This window comes from Rhodococcus sp. H-CA8f (assembly GCF_002501585.1).
GTDB lineage: Bacteria > Actinomycetota > Actinomycetes > Mycobacteriales > Mycobacteriaceae > Rhodococcus_F > Rhodococcus_F erythropolis.
This window is the reverse complement of the sequence record NZ_CP023720.1, coordinates 3,149,207-3,167,567: the sequence shown is the minus strand read 5'-3', so window position 1 is coordinate 3,167,567 and position 18,361 is coordinate 3,149,207. Positions and strand designations below refer to the sequence as shown.

Sequence of the window (18,361 nt, the reverse complement as noted above, 5' to 3'; positions counted from 1 at the left end):
GCTGGTACGCGGCCCGCAGAGAATTGATAGGTTGATCGCCATGTCTACCCCTCCCACGACAGTGGTTTCCGAACGGACCGTCACCACACCGCGCTCGGTGCTCGTCACCGGCGGTAACCGCGGAATCGGCTTGGCCGTCGCTCAGCGGCTCGCCGCAGACGGCCACAAGGTAGCCGTCACGCACCGCGGTTCCGGTGTCCCCGAAGGGTTGTTCGGCGTCGTTTGCGACGTCACCGACACCGAGTCGATCGACCGTGCATTCAAAGAGGTCGAAGCGCACCAGGGGCCGGTCGAGGTCATCGTCGCCAATGCCGGCGTCACCGACGACACACTGATCATGCGAATGAGCGAAGAGCAGTTCACGAGCGTCGTCGACGCGAACCTCACCGGTACGTTCCGCCTCTCGAAGCGTGCGACCCGGTCGATGCTGCGCGCGCGTTTCGGACGCTTCATCTTCCTCGGTTCGGTGGTGGGTCTGGCGGGACAAGCCGGCCAGGTCAACTACGCCGCGTCCAAGGCAGGCATCGTCGGTATCGCTCGTTCCCTGACAAGGGAACTCGGCTCGCGTTCGATCACCGCCAACGTCGTCGCACCGGGTTTCATCGAGACCGACATGACGGCAGCACTGGGCGACGACGTGAAGGACAAGGCCACCGAGTTCATCCCGTTGCAGCGGACCGGAAAGCCGGAAGATGTTGCAGCAGTTGTCAGTTTCCTCGCCTCCGACGATTCGGCATACGTCTCGGGTGCAGTCATCCCCGTCGACGGCGGACTCGGCATGGGGCACTGACCCGCTTTTCGCACACACACCTTTCTCGTACGTCTGAAATCAGGAGGACATCTCATGGGCGGTTTGCTCGAGGGTAAGACCATTCTTGTCACCGGCATCATCACCGATTCGTCGATCGCGTTCCACGTGGCCAAGGTCGCGCAGGAGCAGGGCGCGAAGGTGCTGATCACCGGATTCGATCGTCTGCGCCTCATCGATCGCATCGCCCAGCGACTGCCGCAGCCCGTGCCGCCGGCAATCTCGCTCAACGTCCAGAGCTCGGAGGATCTCGCATCTCTCGCCGAGCGTGTGCGCGAGCTGGCTCCCGAGGGTATCGACGGCGTGGTCCACTCGATCGGCTTCGCTCCCCGCTCCTGCCTGGGAAGCCCGTTCATGGACGCGCCGTGGGAAGACGTGGCGGTCGCACTCGAGGTGTCCGCATACTCGTACAGCGCACTGGCCAAGGCCTTGCTGCCGGTGCTCAACGACAACGCGTCCATCGTCGGAATGGATTTCGATCCGGCACGCGCTATGCCCTTCTACAACTGGATGGGTGTCTCCAAGGCAACCCTCGAGGCCGTCAATCGGTACGTGGCCAAAGAGGTGGGCGTCCGCGGTATCCGCTCGAACCTGGTGTCCTCCGGCCCGATCAAGACCCTGGCCGCCAAGGCCATTGCCGGCGACAGCACCGGTCCGGGCGCGGAGTTGGACAAGCTGAACACCGCATGGGACGGTGCTGCGCCCATCGGCTGGGACGTCGACGATCGCGAGCCGGTCGCCAAAACGGTCTGCACCGTTCTCTCGGATTGGTTGCCCGGCACGACCGCGTCGATCATCTACGTCGACGGCGGCTTCCACGCGATGGTCGGCTAGTAGCACCCCTTCTACTACACAGGTGAGTACCCGGGTGACCCCCGCCGAACGGCATCACGCAAGATTGAACTCATGACCGCAAGTATGGACATGCAGTTCGATGCTCTTCTCGTTTTGTCGTTCGGCGGTCCCGAAAAACCCGAAGACGTACGGCCGTTCCTCGAAAACGTCACGCGCGGTAGGGGAGTGCCACCGGAGCGGCTCGACGCCGTTGTCGAGCACTACATGCATTTCGGTGGAGTTTCGCCCATCAACGCGCTCAACCGAGACCTGATCGAACGGGTCGAAGGTGAGTTGGCAGCAGCCGGCGTGGACCTGCCCGTGTACTTCGGCAACCGCAACTGGCACCCGATGGTCGAAGACACCGTTGCCAAGATGCGCGAGGACGGTGTCCGCAATGCCGCCGTGTTCGCCACGTCGGCGTGGGGCGGTTACTCGGGATGTCGGCAGTACCACGAGGACATCGTCCGTGCCCGTGAAGCCGTCGGTGACGGCGCACCGACGCTGACAAAACTTCGCCAGTACTACGACCATCCGCTCGTCGTCGGCGCGTTCGCCGACGGCGTGCGCGCGGCCCGCGCAGAGTTGCCCGAAGCGACTCGCGATACCGCGCGCCTCGTGTTCACGGCGCATTCGGTCCCGAGTGCCGCAGACCGCAATGCAGGGCCGCCGGCAGAGGGCGGAAACCTCTACAGCCGACAGGTTGCCGAGGCTGCGAAGTTGGTTGCCGAGGCCGTCGGCGTCGAAGATTTTGATCTGGTGTGGCAGTCGCGATCAGGCCCGCCGCAGGTTCCGTGGCTCGACCCCGACATCTGTGATCACCTGGATACGCTGTCCGCCAAGGACGTTCGCGCCGTGATCGTGTGTCCTGTCGGTTTCGTCTCCGATCACCTCGAAGTGGTGTGGGACCTGGACACCGAGGCCAAGGACAAGGCGGCCGAACTCGGTATGGATTTCGTGCGCGCCGCGACACCTGGCCGCGATCAGCGTTTTGCGCAGCTGGTGCCCACGCTCGTTCGGGAACTGGCCGACGCCGAGCAGCCACTGCGATTGGGGGTCGAGCCGCTGCTCGGCTCGACCACCAACGGTCTCTCGTGTGCGGTGAACTGCTGCGCCGCCGTTCAGCGCCCCCGCTGACGGAAGCTTTCCGACGCTCAGGAGTTCGGCTGCTTCAGCTTTCCGCAGGGTCCCGGAACGGTGGACGTGCTGCGTGAGGTGAGGAGCGTCTCGACGATCTGTCGATCCTCGGGGCTCAGTGACGGGTCGATGTAGTTGAGCTTGGGCGCCCCCAGTTCGCGGACTCGCCCGGCGAGGGTCGCTACAAATGACACTCGTTCTTCGTCGTCGTCGTTGACGTCGTGGATCTGCAGCACTGACACCGGAAACTTGCGCAGCGTCACAGGCAGGAAGCGGGCGCCGAGCACATGGTCGACGTTGAATCCCGCCCACTGTCCCTGGTTGGCTTCCACGCATTCGGCGTCGGAGTGAATTGCGCTCTCGCCGATGTACTTACGGGCGGGGAGCATCTTCTTCGGTGCAAGTTCGGATGCACCTTGCTGTAGCACGGGAAAGTCGCCGTCCGAGTACAACCAGGGTTGGTTGGCCATCGCGATCAACCGGCCGGCGTCCAGATCCGGGAGATAGCGAGACTTGAGGAGAAACGCAACGCTGTCGACCGAGATGCCCAGCAGGTCGGCGGCCTTCTGTCGGCTCATCGCAAACGTCGGGGCATTCTTCGGGGCGATCTGGATCAAATTGACCATGCGAACTCCTGTAAGTGTTCAATTGTTGCGGGTTTGGTACAGCTGACATGACAATTCGCCGATTATCAACCTCTAGCTGATTTTCGACTTGTAGATGAGTCGGTTGTCACCATCCGAGTTCACGCAACCGGGGATCTCCGATCCCGAAGTGGTGGCCGATTTCGTGGATCACGGTTCGGCGAACTTGCTCGATCACCTCGTCTTCGGTGCTGCAGATCGCACAGATGGCCCTGCGGTAGATCGTGATGCGGTCGGGGAGGACGCCGGCGTACGTGGTGGTTCTCTTGGTCAGTGGGATGCCCTGATACAACCCGAGCAGCCCCGGTCGTCCACCTTCGAGTTGAACGGTCACCGCGACGTTGGCCATCTCCGCTCCCAACTTCGGGGGCAGACTGTCGAGCGCCCGCTTGACCATGTCCTCGAACTGACTGTCGTCCACGTCGATCATCTGCCCATTGTGCGTGCGAGGGCGGGATCCGGGTGTGTCCATGTGGAAACAGTGCAGCTTACGGCTATGTTCATTGCGTGGCCGAAGACCTCTATCACCGTTACGAATTCACATTCATCGTTCAGATGCTGACAGTCTCGCAAGAGCAGGCGATCGAAGAGAGCTTGGGCGGAAGGGTCGAGGACCGGCGTGGACTGCAGTTGCTGACGCTCACCTCGGAAGGTATGCGAGCGGCGACGACGGCTATCACCGTGGTCGACCAGTTGGTGGCTGCAGGCGTGCGTCCCCAGCGGACGCATCCCGATTTGGTGTCACGTCAGGACATTGCCGACCGTGCGGGGGTGACGAGGCAGGCTGTCGGACAATGGGTGCGAGGGGTCCGGCAGGCGGCCACTCCCTTCCCGATTCCGTACAACTCGGTCGCCGGGGGGATCTGGTTCTGGGGCGATGTTCTGGATTGGTTGCGCCGTCAGGGGTACAGCCAGGACACCGGTTTGCGCTACCCGACGCTGGACGAACATATTCGCATCGACCGCCATATTGCGATCAATCACAAGACTGCGGGTTGACCGATCAAACGGTTTGCCTGAAAATAGCTATTGAAACAAACCGACGGTAGGTATAAAGTCCCTAAATACCTCAATCAATCTATCGGTGCGTCGGCCCTGCTCTGGGGGGAGTTCGGTCTGCGCTGCAGATACCCGAGCATGCGAGCAGGAATCCATGGTTTCGACCCCCGAAGTTAGACCGATGCCCAAATCGGCCGCATTCACGACTTCTGTGGCTATTTCCAGCGCTGGAGCAACGACGAAGCTACGCGAAGATGCAACGGGCAGGGGCCGTCTGCGAGCGGCGACGGCGGCGCTGTTCCGGCGCTCACGCCCACGCGCGGCTTCCGCGCCACCGTTGAGCGTGCTTCTTCTCGTCACCTCCGACAATGGTCTCTCGCAGCGGGCTGGTCTTGTTCTTCGCGAGGCGGGGCACCAAGTCCGCACCGCCGTCGTCGCCGACGCGGACGCAGCGCTGGCCGCGACGTCTGCGGGAGATTTCGATCTCATCATCTGCCCGTTTCTGAAAGCCTATGTACCGGAATCTATTTGGCAGCGGTGGACAACGATCATCATCCATCCCGGCCCGCCCGGCGATCGCGGACCGTCGTCGCTGGACTGGGCGATAACGGATGGCGAACCGATCTGGGGAGTGACCGCGTTGCAGGCCGCCGAGGAACTCGATGCCGGAGCGGTGTGGGCGTGGCGGACATTCGAACTCCAGAGCGGTGCAACCAAATCTTCGGTATACAACGAGGCAGTCACCGACGCGGCGATGGAGTGCATTACGGAGGTCGTCGAACATTTCCGTACTCCTGACTTCCAGGCGATCCCATCGGACCGAGTTGCGCGGCCCGTGGCATCGGCCCGATCGAGGCCCAGCATGAAACAGGCCGATCGCGTTTTCAGCTGGGAGGAAGACGCGTCGAGCATCGTCCGCGCCGTCAACGCCGCCGACGGGTTTCCCGGCGTCGCCGTTCAGTTGGGGCTCGACCGGGTCTACGTCTACGACGCTCACCCCGATACCCACGTCGATGCAGCGCCCGGCACCATCGTCGAGTACTTCCACCAGGCGATACGTGTCGCCACCGGTGCGGGCTCCGTATGGATCGGACATGCGCGGCTCGTCGGCGCCGGCAATGTCAAACTTCCGTCGACCGCGGTCGTACGTCCGGACGTGTTCGTTCCACAGGTCTGGGAGAGTCGTTACCCCGAGACCGACTATCACCGCGACGGCGAAATCGGATATCTCTCGTTCCGCTTCTACAACGGTGCGATGAGTACGAAGCAATGCGCCCGACTGGCCGCCAGGCTCCGCTGGGCGATCGCGCAGGACACCAGGATCCTTGTCCTGACGGGTGACTACGACAGATTCAGCAACGGTATCCACCTCAACGTCATCGAGGCCGCGTCTGATCAAGCCGGAGAAGCGTGGGCCAACATCAAAGCCATCAACGAGATCGCGAAAGCGATCGTCACCTGTACGGAACAGGTTGTGGTGGCGGCATTCACAGGCAACGCCGGTGCCGGCGGGGTCATGCTTCCGCTTGGAGCCGACGTAGTCGTGGCCAGGGACGGTGTGGTTCTCAATCCTCATTACGCCACGATGGGCCTGTTCGGCTCGGAACTGCACACGTACACACTTCCGGCTCGGGTCGGCGAGGAGCAGGCCCGCAGCCTGCTGGCCGAGTGCAGTGCGATCGGTATCCGTCGAGCCTTGGACATCGGACTTGTCGACGCGATCGGCCCCAGACGGCCGGATCTGTTCGAGGCGTGGTTGCACGAGGTCGCCACCGACTTGCTCGAAGGAGATCGGATGGAATCGATGCTGGAGCGCAAACGTCTTCGACTGGAACGTGATCCGGTGGAGCCCTACGAGGAGCGTGAGCTCGAAGAGATGAAGATCGACATGTTCGGTGACCGCAACGGGTTTGCCGAGAAACGCCGGAACTTCGTGCTCAAGCTCTGATCGACACGCTGTTCGCCGACGCGACACGGGCAGTGCGAACGACGTCCCACAGTCGTCGCAGCAGGTCGTCACGCCTCTGCGCAGTGGACACGCTCGGGGCCTGATTGGTCGAGACCGACGCAGCGACGGTAAGAATGGCTGCCACGTTGTCGGCGGTGTCGATCACCTGTAGATGCCGAGGTGACAGTGTCGACGGCCAGCGGTACCCGGCCTGGGCCTGCAGCGCTTCGGCGACCAGCGTACGAGCGTCGCCCCCAGGCATTCCGGTGGCTACGGCCGGAAGCCCGCCGAGCACCTCCGCTGCGTCCCGAACAGCCTGGCGCAGTTCGTATTCGGCTTCACGGAGTCCGATCGATTCGGCACTGCCCGCCACAGTGGGAATGGAGAAAACCGTCCACCGTAAGACGTCCGGACCTTCCTTCGACGGCACGAGGCCGACTCCCGGCTTCCCGACGGCGCCGATCTGTATCCCTTCACCCGTTGCGATCGCAGCGCGCGCGAACTCGGTGCCAGTGGGCAGGCCACGTACATCGCCGGCCGTAGGAAGGACCAGGCGGACTTCAGCAGCCTCCGAGCGGGCGATTCTCAACAGGGTGGACACACCCGAAGCCGTGACTCCCGGCCACTCGAGATCGTGACGGACCGCGGTTTCCGCATCGGCAGCGCCGATCAGGTGCATCGGCGCCCACGCGGCAAGGGCGTCGATGACGTCGTCCGGCGCAGCGTCGCCGGCGAGCCATGACGCTGCCCACACGGTGAGGGTTGCGCTGGGAGAACTCATGACCGTGAAGTTTAGTTCGGCGTGGCGACATGCGCGGCCCCGGCGTTGTGACCTAGCGTGATCCGGCGTGAGCGGTGGCAACGGATACGGTGACATTTTTGCGGGTCATACCCGCAAACAGAAGCGCGTGACGCCTGAAGTGGCGGCCGAACGTGATCTTGTCGTCGAGGATGCGGCGACAGGATTCTGCGGTGCGGTAGTCGGTTTCGAGCGCACGTACGACGGCGATTTCGTGCGACTCGAGGACGGGCGTTCCCGGACGCGGTTGTTCGCGATGCGCGAGGCGGCCTTCCTCATCGACGGCTCACCGGTCACCCTCGTTCGCCCGGCCCCAAGCCCGCGTCCACCAAACCCGCACGATCGGCTTCGGGTTCGACCCGAGTCGAAGGCTTACGTGCACGCACGGCACTGCCCAGCCGGATCTGGGTGGAGGGAGTACACGATGCTGCCCTCGTCGAGCGGGTGTGGGGCCATGACCTTCGCGTCGAAGGTGTTGTCGTCGAACATCTCGAAGGGCTCGACAATCTGGGGGAGCGGCTTGCCGAATTCGGGCCGGGCCCCGGCCGCCGTGTCGGTGTCCTCGTCGACCACCTGGTCACCGGTTCCAAGGAAACCCAACTGACTCAGGGCCTCGGCCCGAACGTGTTGGTGACCGGACACCCGTACATCGACGTGTGGGAGGCCGTTCGTCCCAAATCTGTCGGAATCGCCTCCTGGCCGAAGATTCCACGCGGCGAGGATTGGAAGACGGGAATCTGCCGCGAACTGGGCTGGGGGACACCTCAGGAGGGCTGGCGGCGGGTCTACAACTCGGTCGAGAGCTTCCGCGATCTGGAAGCTCCCTTGATCGGTGCCGTCGAACAACTTGTCGATTTCGTTACCGAGCCGAACTGACGTAGCGGCGGCCTGGGTCACACATTCTGGTTAGATGGTGTTGTGGCTGCACTTATTTGGCTGATCGGAGCACTGGTGCTCGCCGGGGCCGAAGCGCTGGTGGGGGATTTCTTCCTGCTGATGCTCGCCGGTGGGGCGCTCGCTACTGCCGGTGTCAGTGCTGTCACCGACTTCCCGGTGTGGGTCGACGCCGTCATGTTCGGAGTGTTCTCCGCCGCCCTCGTCCTGGGTGTGCGACCGATCATGTTGCGTCGCTTCGGTAGTCCGCCACCGACCCCGACCGGAATTCAGGCACTCGAAGGTAAACACGCTCTGGTTCTGGAAGAAGTGGGCGAGCATTCCGGGCAGGTCAAGTTGAACGGCGAGGTGTGGACTGCCAGGCCGTACGACACCACCGAGGTGTACCCGCCGGGCACCAAGGTGACGGTGATGGAAATCAACGGCGCAACAGCAGTCGTCTGGAGGGGACCTTAATGGCAGCACTCATAGTGCTCGGTGTGTTGGTGCTATTCGTGATCTTGGTGGTCGCGAAGTCGGTAGCACTGGTACCGCAGGCAGAAGCCGCGGTGATCGAGCGGCTCGGTAGGTATTCGAAGACGGTGTCCGGTCAGCTCACATTCTTGATCCCGTTCGCCGATCGTGTGCGCGCCAAGGTGGATCTTCGTGAGCGGGTGGTCTCCTTCCCACCGCAACCGGTGATCACCCAGGACAACCTGACACTGTCCATCGACACGGTGGTGTACTTCCAGGTCACCAATCCGCAAGCTGCGGTGTACGAGATCAGCAACTACATCGCTGCCGTCGAGCAGTTGACAACCACGACGCTGCGAAACGTCGTCGGCGGAATGACCCTCGAAGAGACGCTGACCTCGCGTGATTCCATCAATGGTCAGCTTCGAGGTGTCCTCGACGAGGCGACCGGTCGCTGGGGCCTGCGAGTGGCCCGCGTCGAACTCAAGAGCATCGATCCTCCGCCCTCCATCCAGGAGTCGATGGAAAAGCAGATGAAGGCGGACCGCGAGAAGCGCGCGATGATTCTGACGGCTGAAGGCCACCGCGAATCCGCTATCAAGACAGCCGAGGGTGCCAAGCAGAGCCAGATTCTTTCCGCCGAGGGCAACAAGCAGGCCTCGATCCTCAACGCCGAGGGTGAGCGTCAGTCCCAGATTCTTCGGGCTCAAGGTGACCGCGCGGCCAAGTACTTGCAGGCCCAAGGCGAGGCCAAGGCCATCGAGAAGGTCTTTGCTGCTATCAAGTCCGGTAAGCCGACTCCGGAATTGCTTGCATACCAGTATCTTCAGACGTTGCCGCAGATGGCGCAAGGCGATGCGAACAAGGTGTGGCTCGTGCCCAGCGACTTCGGTGACGCACTGAAGGGATTTGCGAAAACGCTTGGCGCGCAGGGGCAGGACGGTGTCTTCCGTTACGAGCCGCCGGCCGCCGAAGAGAATCTTCCCAACCCTGAGGACGATTCAGCTGAGGTGGCGGAGTGGTTCGAAACGAAATCCGATCCGGCTATCGCAGAAGCAGTCCGTGCTGCTGAAGTTGCTGCACGTACTCCCGTCGAAGATCCGGCAGCTGCGGTCAGGCACCTCCGTGAAAGTGCGCCCGAGCAGCCCGGATTCGTAGATCCCGCGCTGCCGCAGCAGAGTGAAAATCCTTGGCCCGGTCAGCTACCGCTGCCGTCCGAACGCGAAGAGTTCCAGCAGAAGTACCCCTACCAGGATCAGCCGCCGGAGGGCGGCCAGCGCCGGTAGGCTCCTCTCGTAGTAATCGGGACGGGCACTCGTCACCTACGTGATGAGTGCCCGTCCCGTTCCGCATACAGCGATCGCCCAGAGGACACTGACGAAAGTTCCCATGATGAACTGCTCGGACGCGTGAGGTTCGCGAAGTTCCGGGTATCGTGCGAGCCCCTTGACTGCCAAGACGATCGCGATCCCCTCCGGCCAGGTTGCGAGAATCGACGCCGCCACCGCGAGCCGTTCGAGGATGCCGATCACACGTCCGCCGCGAAGAGGTCCGGCGTCCGGTGCCGGGCTCCCGTCCGGTTGGCGACGAGCGATCTTGAAGGTGGCAAGTACCAACGGTGCACCGGCCGTGGCGGCGGCAAGTACGCACAGGACAAGCGTCGCCCCGAGAGCGAAACCGGTGACCGGGGTCGTTCGGGTCGATGCCAGTGCGGCAACACCCAGCGCCGGAAGAGCCACCACGGACGACGCCCATTCGGGGACTTCCAGTCGACCACGACTGAGCGGTCCCAGTGCCGCTGCAACTGCTGGTGCCGCGGCGGCGACGGCGAGCGCGATCAACGCCAGAACGACCATGTATTCGAGCCCCCTGCTGTGTCGACGAGTTTGTACCGGTGCGAGCGTGAGCAGTCTAGGGCTGGAGTCTGACCAAAAGTCGTTCTGCGAGTCTGCGCCCCGCGAGTTCTGCGTGCCACCCGGCTGTCAGGAGTCGCTTGGACATGGCCTGTTTGGTGATTCCGAGGTGGGCCGCCGCGCTGACCTGAGTGAGTCCGCTGTCCATCAGAGCGATGGCTTCGCGTCCGTCCTTCGTCTGTCTCGTGACAATCGTTCCGAGCAAGGTGAACGCGGCATCGACATCGGCGGCGAGTTCGTCGCGTGAGCTGTCGGCCGGCGCCTGTTCGACGGCAATTCTGGCCGGAGCTCGCTTGGCTCGCTCGACGGCGATCCGAGCAGCTTCGAATGCCGGTCCGCGTCCGGCCCGGGTCTGCCGTGGGAGAGGCTGCTCGACGGGACCGATCCCGATCCCGACACTCCAGTGCTCGCGCCGAATCAGCTCGAGTGCGACGAGGACGAGTAGCGCCGGATCGTCGGTCACCGCTTGAATCTCGTCGCCCGCAGTGCGCTCGAACGGCCGCAGGAGCCTGCGATCGACCATGTCGTCGATGATGTCCCCGACGCGGTCGACATCGCGTCGGCTACCTCGCTGATCCACTGTCAGTACGAACATTAGTCAATGCTAGATAGTTGACTTTCAATAGTCAATCGTTTTGGGTTGACTCAATCAAATCAACCTCTTGAGGTTGACCGTTGTCAACGATGGTTTCGCCCGGTGAAGGCTGACGGCGAGCGTCGAACACCAGACCGGCGATGCCGATCGCAATGCAGATCCCGGACAGAATCAGGAGACGAGGATCGGCTTCGCCGGAGAGCGCATCGCCCAGAACGACAATCCCAACAGTGCCGGGCAAGATGCCGACGACGGTGGCAAGGATGTAGGGCACGATCCGGATCGACGAAATGCCGCAGCAGTAGTTCACCACCGAGAAGGGGACAAACGCGATCAAGCGCAGAGAGCCGACGGCCAGCCACCCCCGCTTTTCGATCCGCTCGTCCACCCGCCGGATCGTCGGACTCGAAATCCGTTGCCACACGACGTCACGGCCGATGGCGCGGACCAGGTAGAGGGCCAGAACGGCGCTCACAGTCGTTGCCGCCACGGTAAGAGCGATGCCGGTCACCGAGCCGAAAAGAACCCCCGCACTGAGGGTGAAGACGGTGCGCGGGAACGGCGCGACGGTGACTATCGAATGAACCAGGAAGAACACGAGGGGAAACGCCGGGCCAACCGAGTCCGCCCACTCTCGCACCTGGGACACCGTGGGATGTGGGGCGAGGAGGGCTGCGAGGAACAAAGCGAGCACTACCAGGACTATTGCGATCAATCTTCGGTCCAGCAGGCGTCCCATCACAGGTCACAAGGCTACCTGCGAACGGTGAACCGGGCCGACTGCCGACCCGCAATCGTGAGTCGAACATTGCCACGGGGGCGGGAAAGCGACGTGCTCCAGGCGACAATGAAACGGCACTGTGACGAAAACCACTAGGCTTTCGGAGTGGCCTTCACCTGTAGTCCCGGCCAGTGAAACGAACTCGCGGGTAACCCGTAAACATGCTGAACAATCGCTAGGTAAGGGCCGGTCACACGTGCACGAACGACCGAATCTGCACGTCGTCTGACCGGTCGGAAAGTGGCCGCGAACAGCCCTGTGAAGAACATGACGTGATCCTCACGATATCTGGGCTCAACCGCGGGTTAGCATCACAGAACTAACGAACAAATCCGATTATCGGTAAAGCGCTCACGCAAAAAATGAGAGGGAGCGGACACAGTGTCATTAGCTTCAGAAGCCGAGGCTGTCGAGCAGGCGTACGCGGAGTGGCAGCGCTCCGTAGCCGGTGTGCTCGCCAAGTCCCGCAGAGTCGATGCGGCAGAGCTGGGCCCCGAGCCACAGAAACTGCTCGAAACCGTCACCTACGACGGTGTCACTGTCGCACCGCTCTACAGCCCACGCGACGAGCGTCCCGAGCAGAGCTTGCCGGGCACGTTTCCGTACGTGCGTGGCGTCGACGCTCACCGTGATGTCAATGCCGGTTGGTTGGTTTCCGCTGCATTCGGAACCGCTTCGGCGGCCGAGACTAATCGCGCCATCCTGGACGCCCTCGAAAACGGAGTCAGCGCACTCTGGTTGAAGGTGGGCGCCGACGGCGTTCCGGTCACCGACCTCGCCGCTGCGCTCGAGGGCGTTCTTCTCGACCTCGCACCGCTCACGCTCGACGCAGGCGCCGAGGTGAACGATGCAGCCCGCGCACTCTTCTCTCTCCTCGATGCTCGCGGCGAAGCCGGCGACGGCGTCAGTGATCGCAGCAGTATCCGAGTTCACCTCGGTGCAGCGCCGCTGACCAGTTGGTTCTCAGGCGCAGCCGACGTCGAATTTGCAGGCGCCGTCGAGTTGGCCGCCCTCGCTGCAGCTCGCGCGGAAACCGTGCACGCGATCACCGTCGACGGCACGGCCTTCCACAACGCGGGTGCCGGCGACGCCGAGGAACTCGGAGCCGCGATTGCCGCCGGACTCGAATACCTCCGCGCACTCACCGCAGAGAGCGGTCTGACCATCGGTGCTGCGTTGTCGCAGTTGGCTTTCCGCTACTCGGCAACCGACGATCAGTTCCAGACCATCGCGAAGTTCCGCGCCGCACGTCTCGTGTGGGCCCGCATCGCTCAGGTCTGTGGAGCTTCCGACTTCGGTGGAGCGCCGCAGCACGCAGTCACCTCCGCCGCGATGATGGCTCAGCGTGATCCCTGGGTGAACATGCTGCGCACGACCCTCGCCGCATTCGGCGCCGGCGTCGGCGGAGCAGATGCAGTGACTGTTCTTCCGTTCGACGTCGCCCTGGCCGACGGCACCCTTGGTGTCAGCAAGTCCTTCTCCTCGCGCATCGCGCGCAACACGCAGTTGCTTCTCCTCGAGGAGTCGCACCTGGGCCGCGTGCTCGATCCGTCGGCGGGCTCCTGGTACGTCGAGGACCTGACGCAGCAGATCGCCGCCACCGCGTGGGAGTTCTTCCAGGAAATCGAAGCAGCCGGCGGATATCTGGCGGCACTCGAAGCGGGAATCGTCTCCGGCCGCATCGCTGCCACGAAGGCCAAGCGTGACTCCGACATCGCACACCGCAAGACCACGGTCACCGGTGTCAACGAGTTCCCGAACCTCGGCGAAACGCCGCTGTCTGCCGAAGCCGTCGAGCCCGGCCAGTCCGTCGCCCGCTACGCAGCTGCATTCGAAGCGCTTCGTGACCGTTCGGACGCGTTCCTCGCCGCCGGCGGCGCCCGTCCCACTGCGCTTCTCGCGCCGCTGGGCTCGGTTGCAGAACACAACGTGCGCACCACGTTTGCGTCCAACCTGCTCGCTTCGGGTGGTATCGACGCAGTCAACCCCGGCCCCCTCGAGGTAGGCGCAGAAGCCATCTCCGCAGCCGTCAAGGCTTCCGGTGCCACCGTCGCGGTGCTGTGCGGCACGGACAAGCGCTACGGCGAGAGCGCCGCAGCGGCCGTCGCCGAACTTCGCGCTGCCGGCATCACCAAGGTGCTGCTCGCAGGACCGGAAAAGGCAGTCGCCGACGCGACCGGCGATTCTCGCCCGGACGGATTCCTCACAGCCCGCATCGACGCAGTGTCGGCTCTGACCGAACTGCTCGACTTCATCGAGACGGGAAGCTCCAAGTGACGACACGAGAGGTCAAGCACGTGATCGGCAGTTTCGCCGAGGTCCCACTCGAGGACCCGCAGTCTCCGGCACCCACACCGCCGTCGGTTGAGCAGGCACAGGCGCTCATCGAAGAGGGCGCAAACGCCAACAACTACGCCGCCGAGCAGGTTGTCTGGTCCACCCCGGAAGGCATCGACGTCAAGCCGGTGTACACCGGTGCGGACCGCACGGCCGCCGCCGAGTCCGGTTACCCGCTCGACAGCTTCCCGGGCGCAGCGCCGTTCCTGCGTGGTCCGTACCCGACCATGTACGTGAACCAGCCGTGGACCATTCGCCAGTACGCCGGATTCTCCACTGCCGCGGAGTCGAATGCGTTCTACCGTCGTAACCTCGCGGCCGGTCAGAAGGGCCTCTCGGTCGCCTTCGACCTCGCCACACACCGCGGCTACGACTCCGATCACCCTCGCGTTGCGGGTGACGTCGGAATGGCCGGTGTCGCAATCGATTCCATCCTCGACATGCGTCAGCTCTTCGACGGAATCGACCTCTCGCAGGTGTCGGTCTCGATGACGATGAACGGCGCCGTGCTGCCGATTCTCGCGCTGTACGTCGCTGCGGCAGGCGAGCAAGGCGTCACCCCGGACAAGCTGGCCGGAACGATCCAGAACGACATCCTCAAAGAGTTCATGGTTCGTAACACCTACATCTATCCGCCGAAGCCCTCGATGCGGATCATCTCGGACATCTTCGCGTACTCGAGCGCGGAAATGCCGAAGTACAACTCCATCTCCATCTCGGGCTACCACATCCAGGAAGCCGGAGCGACGGCCGATCTGGAACTGGCGTACACCCTCGCCGACGGCGTCGAGTACATCCGCGCCGGCCTCGACGCCGGTATGGACATCGACAAGTTCGCACCGCGCCTGTCCTTCTTCTGGGCCATCGGCATGAACTTCTTCATGGAGGTCGCCAAGCTCCGCGCCGGACGCCTCCTGTGGGCCGAGCTTGTTGCGAAGTTCGATCCCAAGAGCGCGAAGTCGCTCTCGCTGCGTACCCACTCGCAGACCTCGGGCTGGTCTCTGACCGCGCAGGACGTCTTCAACAACGTTCCGCGTACCTGCGTCGAAGCCATGGCTGCGACCCAGGGCCACACTCAGTCGCTGCACACCAACGCACTCGACGAGGCCATCGCACTGCCGACGGACTTCTCCGCCCGCATCGCCCGTAACACCCAGTTGCTGCTGCAGCAGGAATCCGGCACAGTGCGTCCCATCGACCCGTGGGGCGGCTCGTACTACGTCGAGTGGCTCACCAACGAACTCGCCAACCGGGCTCGTAAGCACATCGAAGAGGTCGAGGAAGCCGGCGGAATGGCTCAGGCCATCAACGAAGGCATCCCGAAGCTGCGCATCGAGGAAGCTGCCGCCCGCACCCAGGCACGCATCGACTCCGGTCGGCAGCCGCTCGTCGGCGTCAACAAGTACGTTCCCGACGAGGTCGACACCATCGAAGTTCTCAAGGTCGAGAACTCCAAGGTCCGCAAGGAACAGCTCGAGAAGCTGGTTCGCCTTCGCGCAGAACGTGATCCGGAAGCCGTCGAGGCCGCACTCGCGAACCTCACCCGCGCTGCCGCATCCACCGAAGGCGGCATGGAGAACAACCTCCTCGCCCTCGCTGTTGTCGCCGCCCGTGCGATGGCTACGGTCGGCGAGATTTCCGACGCCCTCGAAAAGGTGTACGGACGCCACCAGGCCGAGATCCGCACCATCAGTGGTGTGTACCGCGACGAGGCAGGAACGGTGAGCAACATCAGCAAGGCGATGGAACTGGTCGAGAAGTTCGCCGAGGACGAGGGACGTCGTCCCCGTATTCTCGTCGCGAAGATGGGCCAAGACGGTCACGACCGTGGCCAGAAGGTCATCTCCACGGCCTTCGCGGACATCGGATTCGACGTCGACGTCGGACCGCTGTTCCAGACTCCCGAAGAGGTCGCCAATCAGGCGGCCGACAACGACGTCCACGTAGTCGGTGTGTCGTCGTTGGCAGCCGGTCACCTCACCTTGGTGCCGGCGCTGCGGGAGGCTCTGGCTGCGGCCGGTCGTCCCGACATCATGATCGTCGTCGGCGGCGTCATTCCGCCCGGTGACTTCGACGAACTCTACGAGGCCGGCGCTGCTGCCATCTTCCCGCCCGGAACCGTCATCGCCGACGCTGCCAGCGGATTGTTGGAGAAGCTCTCCGCCCAACTGGGTCACGACCACAGCTGAGAAGGGGGTCACTGAAGATGGCACGTCAGCCCATCGACATTGATTCCCTCGCCGAGGCGGTACGCGGGAATCAGCGTGCCGGCCTCGCTCGGGCGATCACCCTCGTCGAGTCCACTCGCGACGACCACCGGGCCCTTGCGCAGCAGCTTCTACTGAAGTTGCTGCCCGAGGCCGGGGGAGCGCACCGGATCGGCATCACCGGCGTTCCCGGCGTCGGCAAGTCGACGTTCATCGACGCGCTCGGAATGTACTTGCTGGGCAAGGGACATCGGGTTGCGGTGTTGGCGGTCGATCCGTCGTCCACCCGCACCGGCGGCTCGATTCTCGGCGACAAGACACGCATGGCTCGGCTCACCGTCGAACCGAATGCGTACATCCGGCCGTCACCGACGTCCGGCACGCTCGGTGGTGTTGCCAAGGCAACCCGAGAGACCATCGTGCTTCTCGAAGCTGCCGGTTTCGACGTCATCCTGGTGGAGACAGTGGGTGTCGGCCAGTCCGAAGTCACTGTTGCCAACATGGTGGACTGCTTTACGTTCCTGACCCTCGCTCGTACCGGTGATCAGCTCCAGGGCATCAAGAAGGGTGTCCTCGAGCTCGCAGATCTGGTGGCGGTCAACAAGGCCGATGGAAAGCATGAGCGCGAGGCAAAGGGTGCTGCCCGCGAATTGGCCGGAGCGCTTCGCCTGATCTACCCGCACGACGCCATCTGGAAGCCGCCCGTCATCACGATGAGCGGCCTCGAGGGTGTCGGGCTGGACGAGTTCTGGGGAACTGTCACCAAACACCGTGAGGTGCTCACCGAAGCAGGACAGTTCGAGGAGAAGCGTCGCAAGCAACAGGTCGATTGGACCTGGACGATGGTCAACGATCAGCTGCTACGCAGGCTCTCGAGCAACGATCGGGTGCGTGCGATCCGGGCCGACGTCGAGCAGAGCGTGCGTGACGGTTCGCTGACAGCAGCGTTGGCGGCGGGGCGAATTCTCGACGCGTTCGACGGAAGCAACTAGGGCGAAAAAACAAAATCCCGGGTATCCGAGCGCGGATACCCGGGATTTCTTCTGTGACGAGCTATCGTTCGCGTTTGACCGCAGGCTCGGTGAGTTCGTTCTCGACAGCGAGTTCGACTCCCGTGAAATCGCCTTCTGCCTCGGCTGGGGTGAGCGTGGACCGCTTCCACGCGTAAAACAGCAACGCTGCCCACGCGCCGAGAATGGCCAGGTAGCCGGCCACTGTGACCGCCCCGGTGATGTCGAAGGATTTGAACAGCTTCTGTGCGTTGGTCAACACGATGACGCCGCCCACCGCCGTTCCGAGCAAGGTTGCAGGCACGCGGCTGACCAGCCACGCCGCGAACGGGGCAGCGATGACACCGCCGAGCGCGAGACCGGCGACAACGAGGAGGTTTCCAGCAGACTCACGACCCAATCCGACAAGAAATCCCAGCGACGCGGCTGACGCGACCAGAAACTCCGAGGCGCTGACCGAGCCGATCACGGTGCGCGGCGCGGTCTTGCCCCGCGAGAGCAGCGTGCTGGTGGTGATCGGACCCCAACCACCACCGCCGGATGCATCGATGAAACCACCGAACAGGCCGAGTGGGGACAGGAAACGTGCAGTGTGCGGAGTGGTACGAGCATCCGCGACGGCCGGTGGGCGGACCGAAAAGCGAAGTGCCACATAGATACCGATGGCCAGCAGGATCGTCGCCGTGATGGGGACTGCCGCTTCGGTGGACAGACCCGAGAGCACGGTTGCGCCGATGAATGCACCGACTGCGCCGGGCACACCGAGCTTGGCGACGAGCTTCCAGTCGATGTTCTTGAACTTCCAATGCGACACGCCCGAAGCGAGGGTGGTGCCGACCTCGGCCAGGTGAACAGCGGCGCTGGCCTGAGCCGGACCGAGGCCACCGATCATCAACAGAGTGGTTGCGGTGACACCGAAGGCCATACCGAGGGCGCCGTCGACGAGCTGGGCGCCGACGCCGACAAGGGTGAACAAAAGAAGGTTGAACATGAGAAGACAGA

17 protein-coding genes and 1 pseudogene are annotated in these 18,361 nt (G+C 63.4%); 11 read left to right on the top strand and 7 right to left on the bottom strand.

The window, feature by feature from the left end:
- The first annotated feature begins 40 nt into the window (after positions 1 to 40).
- The 3 genes from fabG1 to CPI83_RS14685 all read left to right on the top strand — a co-directional run bounded on the left by fabG1 (position 41) and on the right by CPI83_RS14685 (position 2,779).
- Entirely contained in the window at positions 41 to 790 is a 750-nt protein-coding gene (gene fabG1, locus CPI83_RS14695; RefSeq protein WP_007727875.1) for a 3-oxoacyl-ACP reductase FabG1, read from the top strand.
- A 54-nt stretch (positions 791 to 844) separates the two neighbouring features.
- Positions 845 to 1,642: an NADH-dependent enoyl-ACP reductase InhA gene (inhA, locus tag CPI83_RS14690; RefSeq protein ID WP_003944803.1), complete on the top strand. Its 798-nt coding sequence runs from the start codon at positions 845 to 847 to the stop codon at positions 1,640 to 1,642.
- Between the two features lie 84 nt (positions 1,643 to 1,726).
- On the top strand, positions 1,727 to 2,779 hold the full coding sequence (locus tag CPI83_RS14685; protein WP_021344248.1) for a ferrochelatase: 1,053 nt from the start codon (positions 1,727 to 1,729) through the stop codon (positions 2,777 to 2,779).
- A 17-nt stretch (positions 2,780 to 2,796) separates the two neighbouring features.
- On the opposite strand, the gene CPI83_RS14680 is transcribed toward CPI83_RS14685, so the two are convergent.
- Both CPI83_RS14680 and CPI83_RS14675 read right to left on the bottom strand, forming a co-directional pair.
- On the bottom strand, positions 2,797 to 3,405 hold the full coding sequence (locus tag CPI83_RS14680) for a transcriptional regulator (RefSeq protein ID WP_084325938.1): 609 nt from the start codon (positions 3,403 to 3,405) through the stop codon (positions 2,797 to 2,799).
- Positions 3,406 to 3,511: 106 nt separating this feature from the next.
- A complete protein-coding gene (locus tag CPI83_RS14675; protein ID WP_003944783.1) occupies positions 3,512 to 3,853 on the bottom strand; it encodes a metallopeptidase family protein in 342 nt (113 codons plus the stop codon).
- Positions 3,854 to 3,930: 77 nt separating this feature from the next.
- Between CPI83_RS14675 and CPI83_RS14670 the strand changes: the two genes are divergently transcribed.
- On the top strand, positions 3,931 to 4,422 hold the full coding sequence (locus CPI83_RS14670; RefSeq protein ID WP_020907745.1) for a hypothetical protein: 492 nt from the start codon (positions 3,931 to 3,933) through the stop codon (positions 4,420 to 4,422).
- A gap of 181 nt (positions 4,423 to 4,603) precedes the next feature.
- On the top strand, positions 4,604 to 6,370 hold the full coding sequence (locus CPI83_RS14665) for an enoyl-CoA hydratase-related protein (protein WP_225989460.1): 1,767 nt from the start codon (positions 4,604 to 4,606) through the stop codon (positions 6,368 to 6,370).
- Here CPI83_RS14665 and CPI83_RS14660 read toward each other — a convergent pair.
- A complete protein-coding gene (locus CPI83_RS14660) occupies positions 6,360 to 7,151 on the bottom strand; it encodes a hypothetical protein (protein ID WP_042951890.1) in 792 nt (263 codons plus the stop codon). The two genes, CPI83_RS14665 and CPI83_RS14660, sit on opposite strands and share 11 nt — an antisense overlap.
- Before the next feature lie 67 nt (positions 7,152 to 7,218).
- Here CPI83_RS14660 and CPI83_RS14655 point away from each other — a divergent pair.
- The 3 genes and pseudogenes from CPI83_RS14655 to CPI83_RS14645 all read left to right on the top strand — a co-directional run bounded on the left by CPI83_RS14655 (position 7,219) and on the right by CPI83_RS14645 (position 9,802).
- Positions 7,219 to 8,045: pseudogene (locus CPI83_RS14655) on the top strand (DUF3097 domain-containing protein).
- Positions 8,046 to 8,087: 42 nt separating this feature from the next.
- Positions 8,088 to 8,519, top strand: a complete 432-nt coding sequence (locus CPI83_RS14650; protein ID WP_019748432.1) for an NfeD family protein — start codon at positions 8,088 to 8,090, stop codon at positions 8,517 to 8,519.
- Entirely contained in the window at positions 8,519 to 9,802 is a 1,284-nt protein-coding gene (locus tag CPI83_RS14645) for an SPFH domain-containing protein (protein ID WP_003944935.1), read from the top strand. The genes CPI83_RS14650 and CPI83_RS14645 overlap by 1 nt, the downstream gene beginning before the upstream one ends.
- Positions 9,803 to 9,838: 36 nt before the next feature.
- On the opposite strand, the gene CPI83_RS14640 is transcribed toward CPI83_RS14645, so the two are convergent.
- The 3 genes from CPI83_RS14640 to CPI83_RS14630 are packed head-to-tail and all read right to left on the bottom strand — an operon-like array spanning position 9,839 to position 11,766.
- Positions 9,839 to 10,372 (bottom strand): hypothetical protein, encoded by a 534-nt coding sequence (locus CPI83_RS14640; protein WP_003944797.1) that lies wholly within the window; start codon positions 10,370 to 10,372, stop codon positions 9,839 to 9,841.
- A 55-nt stretch (positions 10,373 to 10,427) separates the two neighbouring features.
- Positions 10,428 to 11,024, bottom strand: coding sequence for a hypothetical protein (locus tag CPI83_RS14635; protein ID WP_020907749.1), 597 nt, complete (start codon positions 11,022 to 11,024; stop codon positions 10,428 to 10,430).
- Positions 11,025 to 11,055: 31 nt separating this feature from the next.
- Entirely contained in the window at positions 11,056 to 11,766 is a 711-nt protein-coding gene (locus CPI83_RS14630) for a TVP38/TMEM64 family protein (RefSeq protein ID WP_003944944.1), read from the bottom strand.
- A gap of 420 nt (positions 11,767 to 12,186) precedes the next feature.
- On the opposite strand from CPI83_RS14630, the gene mutA reads away from it, so the two are divergent.
- From mutA to meaB, 3 genes are read left to right on the top strand one after another with little or no spacing between them, the layout of a single operon-like run.
- A complete protein-coding gene (gene mutA / locus CPI83_RS14625) occupies positions 12,187 to 14,082 on the top strand; it encodes a methylmalonyl-CoA mutase small subunit (RefSeq protein WP_097387369.1) in 1,896 nt (631 codons plus the stop codon).
- Positions 14,079 to 16,331, top strand: coding sequence for a methylmalonyl-CoA mutase (gene scpA / locus CPI83_RS14620; protein WP_019748436.1), 2,253 nt, complete (start codon positions 14,079 to 14,081; stop codon positions 16,329 to 16,331). Before mutA ends, scpA begins: the two co-directional genes overlap by 4 nt.
- A 17-nt stretch (positions 16,332 to 16,348) precedes the next feature.
- A complete protein-coding gene (gene meaB / locus CPI83_RS14615; RefSeq protein WP_003945003.1) occupies positions 16,349 to 17,341 on the top strand; it encodes a methylmalonyl Co-A mutase-associated GTPase MeaB in 993 nt (330 codons plus the stop codon).
- A 61-nt stretch (positions 17,342 to 17,402) separates the two neighbouring features.
- On the opposite strand, the gene CPI83_RS14610 is transcribed toward meaB, so the two are convergent.
- Positions 17,403 to 18,350, bottom strand: coding sequence for a sulfite exporter TauE/SafE family protein (locus tag CPI83_RS14610; RefSeq protein WP_019748438.1), 948 nt, complete (start codon positions 18,348 to 18,350; stop codon positions 17,403 to 17,405).
- Positions 18,351 to 18,361 lie beyond the last annotated feature (11 nt).